15 protein-coding genes are annotated in these 13072 nt (G+C 49.0%); 10 read left to right on the top strand and 5 right to left on the bottom strand.

The features are described 5' to 3' along the window. The first annotated feature begins 6 nt into the window (after nucleotides 1-6). A complete protein-coding gene (locus Q3O59_RS00145) occupies nucleotides 7-1605 on the top strand; it encodes a hypothetical protein (RefSeq protein WP_305943688.1) in 1599 nt (532 codons plus the stop codon). A gap of 113 nt (nucleotides 1606-1718) precedes the next feature. On the opposite strand, the gene Q3O59_RS00150 is transcribed toward Q3O59_RS00145, so the two are convergent. Further along, nucleotides 1719-3173: an MvaI/BcnI family restriction endonuclease gene (locus Q3O59_RS00150; protein WP_305943689.1), complete on the bottom strand. Its 1455-nt coding sequence runs from the start codon at nucleotides 3171-3173 to the stop codon at nucleotides 1719-1721. A 400-nt stretch (nucleotides 3174-3573) separates the two neighbouring features. Between Q3O59_RS00150 and Q3O59_RS00155 the strand changes: the two genes are divergently transcribed. Continuing rightward, the gene (locus tag Q3O59_RS00155) at nucleotides 3574-5148 is read left to right on the top strand and encodes a DNA cytosine methyltransferase (protein ID WP_305943690.1); all 1575 of its coding nucleotides are present in this window, start codon (nucleotides 3574-3576) and stop codon (nucleotides 5146-5148) included. Between the two features lie 149 nt (nucleotides 5149-5297). On the opposite strand, the gene Q3O59_RS00160 is transcribed toward Q3O59_RS00155, so the two are convergent. Further along, nucleotides 5298-5495 (bottom strand): hypothetical protein, encoded by a 198-nt coding sequence (locus Q3O59_RS00160; protein WP_305943691.1) that lies wholly within the window; start codon nucleotides 5493-5495, stop codon nucleotides 5298-5300. Nucleotides 5496-5658: 163 nt separating this feature from the next. After that, nucleotides 5659-6519, bottom strand: coding sequence for a YicC/YloC family endoribonuclease (locus Q3O59_RS00165; protein ID WP_305943692.1), 861 nt, complete (start codon nucleotides 6517-6519; stop codon nucleotides 5659-5661). Nucleotides 6520-6687: 168 nt separating this feature from the next. Here Q3O59_RS00165 and rph point away from each other — a divergent pair, with 168 nt between their 5' ends. The 3 genes from rph to Q3O59_RS00180 all read left to right on the top strand — a co-directional run bounded on the left by rph (nucleotide 6688) and on the right by Q3O59_RS00180 (nucleotide 8533). Continuing rightward, nucleotides 6688-7401: a ribonuclease PH gene (rph, locus tag Q3O59_RS00170; protein ID WP_091339358.1), complete on the top strand. Its 714-nt coding sequence runs from the start codon at nucleotides 6688-6690 to the stop codon at nucleotides 7399-7401. Nucleotides 7402-7411: 10 nt separating this feature from the next. Next, on the top strand, nucleotides 7412-8056 hold the full coding sequence (gene pyrE, locus Q3O59_RS00175) for an orotate phosphoribosyltransferase (protein WP_305943693.1): 645 nt from the start codon (nucleotides 7412-7414) through the stop codon (nucleotides 8054-8056). 102 nt (nucleotides 8057-8158) lie between these two features. Next, entirely contained in the window at nucleotides 8159-8533 is a 375-nt protein-coding gene (locus Q3O59_RS00180; RefSeq protein ID WP_305943694.1) for a diacylglycerol kinase, read from the top strand. A 55-nt stretch (nucleotides 8534-8588) separates the two neighbouring features. On the opposite strand, the gene dut is transcribed toward Q3O59_RS00180, so the two are convergent. Together dut and coaBC are read right to left on the bottom strand one after the other, a co-directional pair. Then, nucleotides 8589-9047, bottom strand: a complete 459-nt coding sequence (dut, locus tag Q3O59_RS00185; RefSeq protein WP_305943695.1) for a dUTP diphosphatase — start codon at nucleotides 9045-9047, stop codon at nucleotides 8589-8591. Between the two features lie 11 nt (nucleotides 9048-9058). Beyond that, entirely contained in the window at nucleotides 9059-10288 is a 1230-nt protein-coding gene (gene coaBC / locus Q3O59_RS00190) for a bifunctional phosphopantothenoylcysteine decarboxylase/phosphopantothenate--cysteine ligase CoaBC (protein WP_305943696.1), read from the bottom strand. 94 nt (nucleotides 10289-10382) lie between these two features. Here coaBC and radC point away from each other — a divergent pair, with 94 nt between their 5' ends. The 5 genes from radC to mutM all read left to right on the top strand — a co-directional run bounded on the left by radC (nucleotide 10383) and on the right by mutM (nucleotide 13072). Next, nucleotides 10383-11057, top strand: coding sequence for a RadC family protein (gene radC / locus Q3O59_RS00195; RefSeq protein WP_305943697.1), 675 nt, complete (start codon nucleotides 10383-10385; stop codon nucleotides 11055-11057). 188 nt (nucleotides 11058-11245) lie between these two features. Further along, nucleotides 11246-11482, top strand: coding sequence for a 50S ribosomal protein L28 (rpmB, locus tag Q3O59_RS00200; protein ID WP_305943698.1), 237 nt, complete (start codon nucleotides 11246-11248; stop codon nucleotides 11480-11482). Nucleotides 11483-11493: 11 nt separating this feature from the next. Beyond that, nucleotides 11494-11649 (top strand): 50S ribosomal protein L33, encoded by a 156-nt coding sequence (gene rpmG, locus Q3O59_RS00205; RefSeq protein WP_008219722.1) that lies wholly within the window; start codon nucleotides 11494-11496, stop codon nucleotides 11647-11649. 143 nt (nucleotides 11650-11792) lie between these two features. Further along, nucleotides 11793-12263 carry a hypothetical protein gene (locus tag Q3O59_RS00210; RefSeq protein ID WP_305943699.1) on the top strand — a complete coding sequence of 157 codons (471 nt, stop codon included), beginning with the start codon at nucleotides 11793-11795 and terminating at the stop codon, nucleotides 12261-12263. Beyond that, on the top strand, nucleotides 12263-13072 hold the full coding sequence (gene mutM / locus Q3O59_RS00215; protein ID WP_305943700.1) for a bifunctional DNA-formamidopyrimidine glycosylase/DNA-(apurinic or apyrimidinic site) lyase: 810 nt from the start codon (nucleotides 12263-12265) through the stop codon (nucleotides 13070-13072). Before Q3O59_RS00210 ends, mutM begins: the two co-directional genes overlap by 1 nt.

Genomic DNA, 13072 nt, shown 5'->3' on the forward strand with positions numbered 1-13072 from the left:
ATTATTATGGCAACTTACTACATCCCTGTTACTGAATTAGGTCTAGTCGAGTTTTTAAGCTCTGGCTACGTTGGCATTTCGAAGAGTAAGGTCGATTACACTGATATCCACACACAATGCTGGCCATCAACAGCAGTTTTAAGAGAGCTTGAGCCTGGTTTCAGCGATATATTTTGTGAAATAGTTAGAGATGAAAAGTCATTTATACTTAAAACTAAGACTAACGGTAAGTCCGTTAAAATGTTTCAAATTAAGGATCCAACATCAATTGGGGAAATAAAAAGAATACTTTTTTCAAGCCAAAAATCACTAAGTGAATTCGTTTCTAAATTTCATTACATGGAAGATTTAAATATTTCTGATTTTGAACTTGTATACGAACCTTCGCTTAATCAGTCATCTTCACAGAATAGTTTTATCGCTAACAAACTAACAATAGATTCAATTTCACTTTCTGGTGTCATTGCCGATACCTCAGAAGAAAAAGACAAGTTCCTTGTTCAATCGAGAACAGTGTTTGCCTACATTGCTTCATTTTTTAAATTTTTTCCTGTTGGTTTAACTTTATCGCTCGATGATCTTCAATGCTCTAATGACTGCAGTAGAATATTCAAATTAATAGCATGTTTCCTTGGTTGTAGTAGCCCAACAAAAAGTCTCGAGTTGATGCTAGGGCAGTATTGGAGCCTTTGCCATTCAAATCAGGTTGACGCGCGCACAGACCAAATTGAAATTCTAGAGCGAATAAGTGAGAGGCTTGAACTAGTTGCCAGTGAGCGAAATGAGGTTAGCAAGTCGAAAGGTTTTATTTCCCGTGTCATAAATATTTTTATGGGGATGGAAAGCCATCCTGATCTATCCGAAGATAGCTCCGAGAAATCATTTCAGTTTGGCTTTTATATTTCTATACTTATTAAAGACTTACAAGATTTGCCTGAGATGAAAAATCGATTTCGCTTTTCATCACAAGTTGAAGCCATCGCATCATTTCTATTCCTTTTGAGGTCGCACTTTAGTCAGGTATCTGCTGAAACTTTTAGCCTTTTAGGTGCTAAGAAAAAAGACTGGACTGTAGCTTTATCGAATGTCTATAGATCTAAAAAAAATGATATTTTAATTAAATTTAGATCTCAGAGTAACTCGTTAGATTTGAACTGCATCCTTTTTATTAATGATGTCGTTCTTCTAAGGTTTGCCAGAGGTATCTCTGCTGTAGAAGGGCAAGTCATATCAACGTTACAACGTTTTAATGTTGAACCTACACGTGACGTTGAAACTGGATTATTATCAATTGAAACATATGTTTCAAATCAACAAGTTCGCGTTCTCCTCAAGATAGTTAACTTCAAAGAAAATCACCACGTTAATGAAATCAATATTTACTGTCGTTCACGAATTTCGCATGATGTCTTAAGAAAAGCCAAATCACGTTTGAAATTACTTAAAATGACGTCTCATTCAGGGGTGGTAACTGGAGTAGATGAGAGTGGTTACTTGGTTTTTTCAAGAGTACAGATGCTTGACACAATGCACAAGGATGAACTTTGGCATCATATCAAGCAAGTCGCGAATGCTATAGCTTGGATTAATTTGCACGAGTGGTAGGTATCAATCTTGCAAGTGAGTCAGTTGTTGCTCAGCCCGACACTCCGCTTCTTGGTAGACCTGCTCTGGAATAGAGCGAATTAGTGTATATGTTGTATTTCTCGCGTTCACTTTTATTTCCCCCCTTGGAGATCGTAAACCCGTGGCTTTGGAAACAGCAAGCTCAAGTCGTTCTTGTTCATTTTGAACAATGGTCCTTTTTCAGAGACTCGATTATTTTTGCTACTCCGCTTTATTAGATGGTCCATAGTAACAACACCGGCCTGAACTAACGGCAATAGCTGGCTTAATATCGGAGCTTTAGTGTGGGTAACACTTTTCAGGTGAAAGTACTCTACGCCGTCTATAAGCTCACTTTCTGCATGAACCCAAAACGTCTCTGAATGCTTAGCCTTCAATCTTTGACGAAGAAGCTTTCCGGGCCAAACTGCCACGAGATCTGTCTTCATGTACCATTCTTGCAACTCATCCTTAGATTCATCATAGATAAAAGATAGGCCCTGAGAATTTTCCTTTTGAGTGCTTACTGTGCAGTAGAGTTTGAAGTCACCTTCTCGCTCATAGCCATATTTATTAAGAATCTCCGCACTTTTCTTACAGGGACTCAGCTCCCAGTTTGGAACCTGCGCAAAAAGAGTGCTTCGCGTTTTATTACCTCTACCAGACTTTATTTCAATACCTTTATAGTCTGGGTCTTTGCTCGAGTTCGCAGCAATCCCCAACATTGTTTCTATTGTATATCCAACGCCAGTGCTACCACTTCGTAAAGCTTTTAATGGTTTCATAGCCAAGGTTCGAAGCTTATCCAGTAGCTCTTCCGTAACGGGAAACTCTGCTTTATGTAGCGCGTGAAGAAACTGAGTAATTTTTGATGCTGATGAAGAGAGTGAAGCTGATAATCTAACTTTACTCAAATTAATGAGATAAAGAGCATCTTGGAATACAACAATTGCTATTTGGTCTCCCGCTTCGCAGTATTGCGGTAGCTTTGAAAACCACATTCTCGGATCACCTGATTTGGTAACTGGTCTATAAAGGCTAACGGAAGATTTAATCGTATTCTTTTCCGACAAAAGAAATGCCTGTTTTTTGACCTTGTGATCTTGTCCCTGCCCCTGTGTATCGTAGATGTGAAAGTCTTCTAACTCGAAATGTGTTCTCACTGGCTGAGTAGCGTCAAGAATGGACTTTCTCAATCCTGTCACAGTCGGCTCAAAAACTGAAAACTCAACACCTAGTTTTGCCAGTTCTCGCCTATTCTCGATAACAAGTGCTTTTTCGTCTTTGGGTAAATCAGATGAGCGCTCAATCTCCAACGCTTCATAGTCCTCGTCTGTCATCTCAACATCTTCATCAGACGTGAAATTAATAGAAGGGAGTGGTAAATTGGGTTTAGTGTTTTCGGCCTTTAAAAGGGCATCTCGGAATTCAGCCCATGAGCAGAATCCGTATTCTTCGCTAAGCCTCTTATAAGCCCCAGCTTGACTGATGTTTTCTTTTTTCTTTAACTGTTTAGCTCGTTGTTTAACACGTGCAATAGAAGGAAGGCCGCTCTTGAATGACTTCATAAATAATAGCTCTAGGACTCTTTGCTCTGTGTAAGCTAGATTGACTTAGGGGATGCAGGGGCACTTTGTCCGAGGACTGGCTTCCCATTGGGCCGAGTTAGGCATGAAAGGGGCAAAACACAGAACAGAAATCCGCCCAGAACATGCTGGGTAGATAAACAAACTATGAAAATTGCGGATTTAGATGATTATCACTGCAAATCCACCGAGCTCATTGCTTGGTTTATCTACAGAGATGATCTGAGGGGACCTTTTCTAATGAATGGCTTCTCTATTTGAGCCAAACATAACGATAGACGACTAAACTTAACTAGGCAAGTAAAAATTTATGGACATCACGCCTGGACTTTGGAAATATTTGCGGATATCATTGCAACTAATTCATTTAAGAGGTAGTGGTATGAATCATATTGAGTTATTTGCTGGTTGCGGTGGATTGTCATTGGGCTTAGAAAAAGCCGGTTATGATCTGGTACTTGCGAATGAGTTATCACCTATGGCCGCCGAGACCTTTGCATTTAACTTCTTTCACGAAGACCTCTCTCAACTAGCATACGAGAACAAAAAGCCCAAACACTCTATTTGGCTGAGTAGCAATAAATTAGATTTAAAATCACGACTCAGAGAAAATCCTTTTGAGTTTCCTCCTCTTGGAAGCGTTGGATATGGAGATATTCCTAAAGATATTTCTGCTCTAGATGGTAAATTGATTATAGGAAGCATTGTTGAACTTAATCGTTTGCTAGAGTCCAACGAAAATCTGACTCAGCATCTAAGGGACGCCTTTGGGCGAGATGGTGGGTTAGACCTCGTGTCTGGTGGTCCACCATGTCAAAGTTTTAGTATGGCTGGCCTCAGGCAAAAAGACTGTGACAAGAATACACTGCCATGGGAATTTGCAAAATTCGTTGAGAAAACACAACCCAAACTGGCTATGCTCGAAAACGTCACAGGTATCCTTCGAGCATTCAAAGATGAAAGTGGAAACAGCTTTCACGCTTGGTACGAAGTAGCCAAAGTCTTCGCTACAATTGATTATATTCCTTTATGCTTACATATTAACGCTAGATTTGCAGGAATTGCGCAAAACAGGCCCCGGTTCATCTTGATTGCTGTTAGGCGAGACCACTTTGAGCTTATTTCAGCAAACTTTGAAGAAGGAAGCGCGAATGCAGAGTTGTTTAAGTCATCCCTCAGTTTTTTTGAGCTCGTTCAAAAACATGGGAGCAAATTGCCTTTTGGACACCTAAAGTACTTCGATATTGCTAATGATAAAGACAGGGAACTATTTGAGGTGTCATTTTTAGCTGAAATAACCTCCACGGAAACAGCTACGGTAAAAGATGCTATTGACGATCTAAAGGAAGAAAAACCGGGCAAGAAATCTAAATATGTACGAGCACTAAATGCTACTTTTGACTTTCTGAAAAATAGCTCAGAGATACATAACCATGATTTCAGAAGAAATAGTGATGTAGTAAAAAGGCGTTTTAGGCTATATCAAATCTTACAGGATATTGATGACAGAAAAATCACAAAGGAAGTATTCACTATTCTCAAAGGCGAAATTAGTGAGTTATCAGAGTACGCTTGGAGCTCATGCTCTAAGTATAAATATTTGCAACGTGACAACCAGCTCAACGAGTTCAAAACTAAAGAGCAATTTGTGAGCTACTTAAAAGATCATCCAACGAAGAAACAAACGCAAAAGGCCTTGGTCAGTTCTTTGCCAGCACCTGCTGCACTTTCAATACCGGATGACGCCTGTCATTATGACCCTAATGAACTACGCGTACTTACTGTTAGGGAGATGGCAAGAATACAGTCATTCCCAGATAACTTTATTTTTCGGTCAAAAGTCACGACTGGGGGTAAAATGAGAAGCTTTGAAGTTCCTCAATACACTCAAGTTGGGAACGCGGTTCCCCCACTCCTTGGATTAAAGCTGGGAAGGTGTCTTTCTAAGTTACTATAGTTATGCTTGTTAAAACTCACCTATTTTAAACAAAAAATTTTGGGGAAGATAACGAGGATTAAACCAACAACACGTGATCGCTGGACCACCAAGGTGGTAATGCTTGTGCAAGGGGCAGGTTGAATTATTGCCATTTAAGCTGAAGCTGGCTAAGCTGATTTATTCTTCAACCCAGTAATCGCGGCTTCAGCTTCTGCGATTGCATCATGCTTGGAAAAGGCCAGACCAGAATCATACTCGATATCATCTTTGCAAATTGACCAACTAAACGCTGGATTATAGCGATCAGCTGATACCTCAACGTAAATTGTGTATTCTAAAAACTCTTCTTCATAAGTCTCAGACATATCGGATCCTATGGGGCAACTTTTTTAAACAAGTCCGCCACTTTGCAGTGGAACGGTATTAATCCTCTGACTTTGCGGGATACTCACGGATTAACACCGATCTTGATTGCTGCTAGCCGTGTACTACCTCAGTTAGACACGGCGCTTGGCAAAGCAGGCGCAATCACTCAATATTCTGGATCTGCTCCCGCATCTGCTCAATCAACACCTTAAGCTCTACCGCAGCATTGGTGATCTCGGTGCTGATGGATTTGGAAGACAGGGTGTTGGCCTCGCGGTTGAACTCCTGCATCATAAAATCCAAACGCCGGCCGCAGGCGCCGCCTTTTTTTAGCGTGTGGCGGCTTTCTTTGATGTGGGCTTCCAGCCTGTCCAGCTCTTCGGCTACATCGGATTTTTGTGCCAAAAAGGCCATTTCCTGCTCCAGCCGGCTTTGGTCCAGCTCGCTTTGAATGTCTTTTAACCGGTTGGTGATGCGATCGCGCTGCCATTGCATGGCAACGGGCAGGTGGGCGCGCACAGTAGTGACGTGTTCGCTGATTTGGCTTAAGCGGCTTTCAATCAGCTCGGCCATGGCTTTGCCTTCGCGCGCCCGGCTGGCGATAAAGTCATTCAATGCCAGTTGGAAGCCTTCGAGCAAGTCGCTTTGCACTGCATCCAGATCGGCCTGGGGGGTATCCATCACGCCCGGCCAGCGCAGTACGTCCATAATATTGAGCTGGGCATCGTTGGCCTGGCTTTGCAGCGCATTGGCATGGTTAATCAACTGGCTGGCCAGTTGCTGGTTGATCTGCAGCTCGGTGACGGCTTCGTTGATGCTGTAGCGCAGGCTGACTTCGATTTTGCCGCGCTGCAGCTGCTGACGCAGGGTTTCGCGCAACTTGGTTTCCAGGCTGCGGAACTGCTCTGGCAAACGGAAAAAGGTTTCCAGATAGCGCTGATTAACGGAGCGGATCTCCCACTGGGCATTGCCCCAGTCGGCCTGAATGTCGTGACGAGCAAAAGCGGTCATGCTGTGGATCATCGGGCGGCTTCCCAAATACGGTGAAAAACCCAGTATACCCGAATGCTGCACAGCTGAACAATTGCTGGGCATTTGCCGCCAAAGCTGCGGCCTTAGGTGCAACTTGACCGGCATTCGGTATAATGGCATCACAACTTATCGACGATTACATCCAGCAGGAGAGATGCCATGCGTCCCAGCGGCCGAACCGCCAGTCAGATCCGCCCTTTAACCTTTACCCGTCAGTTTACCGCCCATGCCGAAGGCTCGGTGCTGGTGGAGTTTGGCAACACCAAAGTAATTTGCACCGCCAGTGTGGTGGAAGGGGTGCCGCGCTTTATGAAAGGCCAGGGCAAAGGCTGGGTTACCGCCGAGTATGGCATGCTGCCACGCGCCACCCATACCCGCAACGATCGGGAAGCGGCCCGTGGTAAGCAAAGCGGCCGTACCATGGAAATTCAGCGACTGATTGGCCGGGCTCTGCGCACGGCGGTGGATTTAAAGCTGCTGGGTGAGAACACCATCACCATCGACTGCGATGTGATCCAGGCCGATGGTGGCACCCGCACCGCTTCAATTTCCGGTGCTTGCGTGGCACTGGTGGATGCGCTGAACTTTATGCGCGGCAAAGGCATCATCAAAACCAACCCACTGAAATACATGGTCGCCGCAGTCTCAGTTGGCGTCTTTAAAGGCACCGCGGTGGCCGATCTGGATTACGACGAAGACTCCAATGCCGAAACCGATATGAATGTGGTGATGACCGAAACCGGCAAGCTGATTGAAGTTCAGGGCACCGCCGAAGCCGAGCCTTTTAGCTTTGACGAAATGCAGGAGATGATGGAGCTGGCGCGCCATGCCATTCGCGATATCGTCGATGAGCAAAAGCGGGTGTTGGCGTAAGGAGTTTGGGATGAAAGACTTTCAGCGTGAGTTTATTGAATTTGCCCTGTCGCGTCAGGTGCTGAAGTTTGGCCAGTTTACCTTAAAGTCCGGCCGCATCAGCCCGTACTTCTTCAATGCCGGTTTGTTTAATACCGGCGGCGATCTGGCCAAGCTGGGCCGTTTTTATGCTGCGGCACTGCAGGACAGTGGCATTGAGTTTGACCTGCTGTTTGGCCCGGCCTACAAAGGCATTCCGATTGCCACCACCACGGCTGTGGCGCTGGCCGATCATTATCAGCGCGATCTGCCGTACTGCTTTAACCGCAAAGAAGCCAAAACCCATGGCGAAGGCGGCAGTCTGGTTGGCGCACCCTTGCAAGGCCGGGTCATGCTGGTAGACGATGTCATCACCGCCGGTACCGCCATTCGCGAGTCGATGCAGATCATCGCCTCGGCTGGCGCGTCCTTAACAGGCGTACTGATAGCACTCGACCGGCAAGAGCGTGGCAAGGCCGAGCTGTCGGCGATTCAGGAAGTGGAGCGCGACTTTAGCACCCAAGTGATTTCCATCATTAACCTGACCGACTTGATCAGTTACCTAGCCGATCAGCCACAAATGGCAGAGCATCTGGCAGCGGTGCAGGCCTATCGCGCTGAATACGGTGTGGTGTAAGCGGTTGTTTGTACTGTCATTCGGTGTTCATCTGGGCGCTGTAAGCTGAGTCCGATTAAGGCTTACAGCACTGCGTCAGAGCAGACTTTTCAAGGGAAAACCATGGAAAAACCAAATGGTCAGGGGCTTGGCCGGGTGCTTAAAGCGGCCAAATGCTCGATGCAGGGCTTTGCTGCCACCTGGCGGCATGAAGCGGCGTTTCGCCAGGAAGCCGTGTTGGCGATGCTGTCGGTGCCTCTGGCAGCCTGGCTGGCGCAGAGTTTTCTGCAGTTTGTGCTCTTGATTGGCGTCTGGTGTCTGGTGCTGATTGTCGAACTACTAAACTCGGCGATTGAAACCCTGACCGATCGGGTCAGCCTGGAGCGGCACGAGCTATCGGGCCGGGCCAAGGATATGGGCTCGGCGGCGGTGTTTTTAAGCCTGGTGTTGGTTGCTTTGGTATGGGGTAGTGCGCTTTACAGCCGCTTTTGGGGCTGACACGAAGACCCAAAGCCGGCCTTCGTGTTCTTTCTATTTAGTCGCTACGCCCTGATTAGCTCCGTCCTGAGTGGCCAAAACCACCTTCGCCGCGTGCGCTTTCGTCAAAACTCTCCACCAGATTAAACTCTGCCTGCACTACCGGTACAAAGACCAGCTGCGCCATGCGCTCACCGGGCTCAATGGTAAAGCTGCTGTGGCCGCGGTTCCATACCGATACCATCAACTGGCCCTGATAATCCGAGTCAATCAAGCCCACCAGATTGCCGAGCACAATGCCGTGCTTATGGCCAAGGCCAGAGCGTGGCAAAATGGTGGCACAGAGGTTAGGGTCGCCAATATGGATGGCAAGGCCGGTTGGGATAAGCTCGGTCTGGCCTGGCTCCAGGGTGATGGCGCTATCGAGCAAGGCGCGCAGATCCAGGCCGGCAGAGCCCGGGGTGGCGTAAGCGGGTAGTGGAAACTCGCTGCCAATGCGCGGGTCGAGAATTTTCAAATCAATGGCTTTTTTCATCGGTAGTTCCGTTAAGGTAAAGGCTGCTGTTGCTGAATACGTTGAGCAATCAGCTGCAAAATGGCGGTGGCCAGTGCAGTTTTGGGCTGGCGCTCCAGTGCGAGCTCGCCCCCTTGCCAATAGGCGGTGATGGCATTGTGTTCGCTGTGAAACCCTTGCTCTTTTGAAGACACATCGTTGGCGCAAATCAGATCCAGCTTTTTGCGCTGCAGTTTGTCTTTTGCATAACTGGCCAGATTTTCGGTTTCTGCAGCAAAGCCAACGGTGAAAGGGCGCTGATAGCTCAGGGCCGCCACATCGGCAATGATATCCGGGTTTTTAACCAGCGTCAGCGTCAGCTCGTCGTTGCTGCTGGTCTTTTTCATTTTCTGCTCGGCGACCTCGGCCACCCGGTAATCGGCAACAGCGGCGCAGCCAATAAAAATGTCGGCCGCACTGGCGCGCTGCATTACTGCCGAGTGCATCTGCTGCGCCGATTGTACGTCAATGCGCTCGACCCCGACAGGGGTTGGCAGATTGACCGGCCCTGTCACCAGTTGCACTTTGGCGCCGGCTTTGGCGGCCGCTTCGGCCAGCGCAAAACCCATCTTGCCGGAGCTGTGGTTGCTTAAAAAGCGCACCGGATCGATGGCCTCGCGGGTGGGGCCAGCCGTGATCAACAGCGTTTTACCCTGCAAGGCGGGTAGTGCTGGCGTGTGCAGCTGCTCTAAGGCCGTAACCAGCTCCAGTGGCTCCAACATCCGGCCCGGGCCGACATCGCCACAGGCCTGTTCGCCAGCCGCCGGCCCTGCAATGTGAAAATTTCGTTCTTTCAGTGTTGCTATGTTGTGCTGTGTTGCGCTATTTTTATACATCTGCTGGTTCATGGCTGGCGCAACCATCACCGGAGCACTGCTTGCCAGCACGCAGGTGGTCAGTAAGTCGTTGGCCAGGCCATGGGCCAGCCGGGCAATCAGATCGGCGCTGGCCGGCGCTATCAGAATGCAACTGGCCCATTTTGCCAGCTCAATATGGCCCATGGCTGCTTCTGCCGCTGGATCCAGCAGGCTGGAGCTGACCGGGTTGCCAGACAGAGCCTGCAAAGTAAGCGGGGTAATAAAGTGGCTGCCGCCTTCGGTCAGGATCACCCGTACTTCGGCACCGCGCTCTTTTAAACGCCGGATCAGATCGGCACTTTTATAGGCGGCGATGCCGCCACTGATGCCCAGTAAGATCCGCTGGCCGCTGAGAGTAGTTTGCATGCTGTGAAGTCCGTTGGCTGAAACTGGGCTAAAGATAGCATGAAATGGTTACTTACTTCAGCTGCTAAAGATGCATTTCATACACGGAGGAAGCATGGCAATCAGGGACTGGCCAGCTGAAGAGCGGCCCAGAGAAAAGTTGTTGCAACGCGGCGCTACCGCCTTATCGGATGCCGAATTACTGGCGATCTTTTTGCGCACCGGCTTGCCGGGGATGTCAGCAGTGGAGCTGGCGCGCAGCTTACTGGCCGATTTTGGCTCGCTGAAAGCCCTAATGCAGGCATCGCTGCCGCGCTTTTGTGAAGGCAAAGGTCTGGGCACGGCCAAGTACGTGCAGTTGCAGGCGGTGATGGAGCTAAGCCAACGCTGTCTGCAGCAAAGCTTGCAGCACGAAGCTGTCTTTACCGAGCCTTCGTTGGTGAAACGCTATCTAAGCCAGCAACTGCATCACGAGAGCAGGGAAGTCTTTCAGGTGCTGTATCTGGACAACCAGCACCGCTTGCTTAAAACCGAGCCGCTATTTTACGGCACTATTGATGCCTCGCCGGTCTATCCACGGGTGGTGGTGCAGCAGGCCCTGAAGTACAATGCCGCCGCGCTGATCCTGGCGCACAACCACCCATCCGGCGTGGCCGAACCGAGCCGGGCGGATCGCAGCATTACTGAGCGGATCCAGCAGGCACTGCAGCTGGTGGATATCCGAGTGCTGGATCATCTGGTGGTTGGTGATGGCGAGGTGGTGTCCTTTGCCGAGCGCGGTTGGATCTAGCGGGATCCTGCTTTGGATCCGTGATCGTATTAAATTGCCGCAAACAGTCGGATCGCGGATGAATTCGCTTGAATTCGGAGCATCTTTCGTGTATAAATTGCGCCCTCTTACGTTTTCAGAGCCGCCTTCCTTGGCCAGAAGGTAGATAAAACGCTCGAGCAAGCAGTTATTTTTTGGAGAGATACGACATGTCAAGAGTATGCCAAGTTACCGGCAAGAGACCTATTACTGGTAATAACCGGTCTCACGCCAACAACGCAACCAAGCGCCGTTTCCTGCCGAACCTGCAAACGCACCGTTTCTGGGTTGAAAGTGAAAATCGTTTCGTCAAACTGCGCCTGTCTACCAAAGGCATGCGTATTATTGATAAGAATGGCATCGATTCAGTTTTGGCTGATCTGCGTGCCAAAGGTCTGAAAGTTTAAGGATTACGACGATGCGCGATAAAATTCGTTTAGTATCATCTGCAGGCACTGGCTTCTTCTACACTACTACCAAGAACAAGCGCACCATGCCTGAAAAGATGGAAATCAAAAAGTTTGACCCGAAAGTGCGCAAGCACGTGATTTTCAAAGAAGCGAAAATCAAGTAATCAAGCTTTTCGAAAAAACCCGGCTCTGCCGGGTTTTTTTCTGCCTGAACAAAGGGCACCCTTCTCACAGCACTCACTGATACTGCTCTGTAGCCCGCTGCTATGGTACACTTTCATCAACGAAAGAATGCCAGGGCAGAACCATGCTCCCCAAACTCTCCCGCCGCAACTGGAACAATGTGCTGATTTTTGCAGTGCTGATTCTGATGTTTTTGCTGTACGGTACCCCGCAGCGACTAGCCGACAGGCAGCATCGCAGCACCCACTTACTGGGCGAACAACAGCTGCTAAGTATTGAGTTCGCCGGTGCCCGCATCAGTCGCTCGCCGCAGGGCTGGCAGTTGTCACCGGCTCAGCCTGAATTGCAACCGCTGGTCGAGCGCACAATGGCGATTTGGCAACAGCAACAGCTCAACGATGGTGAGCGCAGTGTGCAGCCCTTGCCGGAGCCTTTGACGCAGGCCCAACTGGTGCTGGCCGGTCAGGGGGAGCCTGTGATCTGGGTGCTGTCGCTGGCGGAGCAGCAGTTTTACCTGAGCCCGTCGCATCGGCGTTTGTACTACCCCATCCGTGCAGCAGAAGCCGAACTGTTGTTCCCTGCGGAGTTTCGTTAATGCCAGAATTACCAGAAGTTGAAGTCTCTTGCCTGGGGATACGTCCGCACCTGATCGGCCAACGTTTGCAGCAGGTGGTGGTGCGTCAGCGCCAGCTGCGCTGGCCGGTACCGGATGAAGTCATGGCGCTGAAGGATGAACCCATCCTGGGCGTATCGCGTCGAGCCAAGTACCTGCTGATTGAGCTTGCGCAAGGCGCTATCCTGCTGCATCTTGGCATGTCCGGCCACTTGAAGGTCCTGCCGCAAAGCACCGTGGCCGGTAAGCATGACCATGTCGACTTTGTGCTTAGCAGTGGCCAGCTGCTGCGGCTCAATGATACCCGCCGTTTTGGTGCTGTGCTGTGGCAAGCCAAGGATGAAGCGCACCCGATGCTGCAGGCACTTGGCCCGGAACCCTTAACGGATGCGTTTGAGGCTGAACGGTTGTGGCAGCAGGCACAAAAACGCAGCAGTGCCATCAAGCTGGTGTTGATGGACAACAAGGTGGTGGTTGGGGTCGGTAATATCTACGCCAATGAAGCTTTGTTCAAAGCGGGTATTTTGCCAACTCGCCCGGCTAAATCCTTGTCTGTACCTGAATGCGAGCGTCTGGTGCAAGAGGTCAAGCAAACCCTGGCACAGGCCATTGCTCAAGGGGGCACTACGCTGCGTGATTTTAGCCAGTCCGATGGCAAGCCAGGCTACTTTAAGCAAGAGCTGTTGGTGTATGGCCGGGGCGGCCTGCTGTGTTTGCGTTGTGATGCGCAGTTAGAGGAAACTCGGTTGGGGCAACGCAGTACCGTATTTTGTCCTGGTTGCCAAAGCTAA

This window comes from Alkalimonas delamerensis (assembly GCF_030717955.1).
In the GTDB taxonomy this organism is placed as follows: domain Bacteria; phylum Pseudomonadota; class Gammaproteobacteria; order Enterobacterales; family Alteromonadaceae; genus Alkalimonas; species Alkalimonas delamerensis.

Coding starts and splice junctions, on each gene's coding strand:
- Q3O59_RS00145 (WP_305943688.1), top strand. CDS start 7: ATGGCAACTTACTACATCCCTGTTACTGAATTAGGTCTAGTCGAGTTT.
- Q3O59_RS00150 (WP_305943689.1), bottom strand. CDS start 3,173: ATGAAGTCATTCAAGAGCGGCCTTCCTTCTATTGCACGTGTTAAACAA.
- Q3O59_RS00155 (WP_305943690.1), top strand. CDS start 3,574: ATGAATCATATTGAGTTATTTGCTGGTTGCGGTGGATTGTCATTGGGC.
- Q3O59_RS00160 (WP_305943691.1), bottom strand. CDS start 5,495: ATGTCTGAGACTTATGAAGAAGAGTTTTTAGAATACACAATTTACGTT.
- Q3O59_RS00165 (WP_305943692.1), bottom strand. CDS start 6,519: ATGATCCACAGCATGACCGCTTTTGCTCGTCACGACATTCAGGCCGAC.
- rph (WP_091339358.1), top strand. CDS start 6,688: ATGCGTCCCAGCGGCCGAACCGCCAGTCAGATCCGCCCTTTAACCTTT.
- pyrE (WP_305943693.1), top strand. CDS start 7,412: ATGAAAGACTTTCAGCGTGAGTTTATTGAATTTGCCCTGTCGCGTCAG.
- Q3O59_RS00180 (WP_305943694.1), top strand. CDS start 8,159: ATGGAAAAACCAAATGGTCAGGGGCTTGGCCGGGTGCTTAAAGCGGCC.
- dut (WP_305943695.1), bottom strand. CDS start 9,047: ATGAAAAAAGCCATTGATTTGAAAATTCTCGACCCGCGCATTGGCAGC.
- coaBC (WP_305943696.1), bottom strand. CDS start 10,288: ATGCAAACTACTCTCAGCGGCCAGCGGATCTTACTGGGCATCAGTGGC.
- radC (WP_305943697.1), top strand. CDS start 10,383: ATGGCAATCAGGGACTGGCCAGCTGAAGAGCGGCCCAGAGAAAAGTTG.
- rpmB (WP_305943698.1), top strand. CDS start 11,246: ATGTCAAGAGTATGCCAAGTTACCGGCAAGAGACCTATTACTGGTAAT.
- rpmG (WP_008219722.1), top strand. CDS start 11,494: ATGCGCGATAAAATTCGTTTAGTATCATCTGCAGGCACTGGCTTCTTC.
- Q3O59_RS00210 (WP_305943699.1), top strand. CDS start 11,793: ATGCTCCCCAAACTCTCCCGCCGCAACTGGAACAATGTGCTGATTTTT.
- mutM (WP_305943700.1), top strand. CDS start 12,263: ATGCCAGAATTACCAGAAGTTGAAGTCTCTTGCCTGGGGATACGTCCG.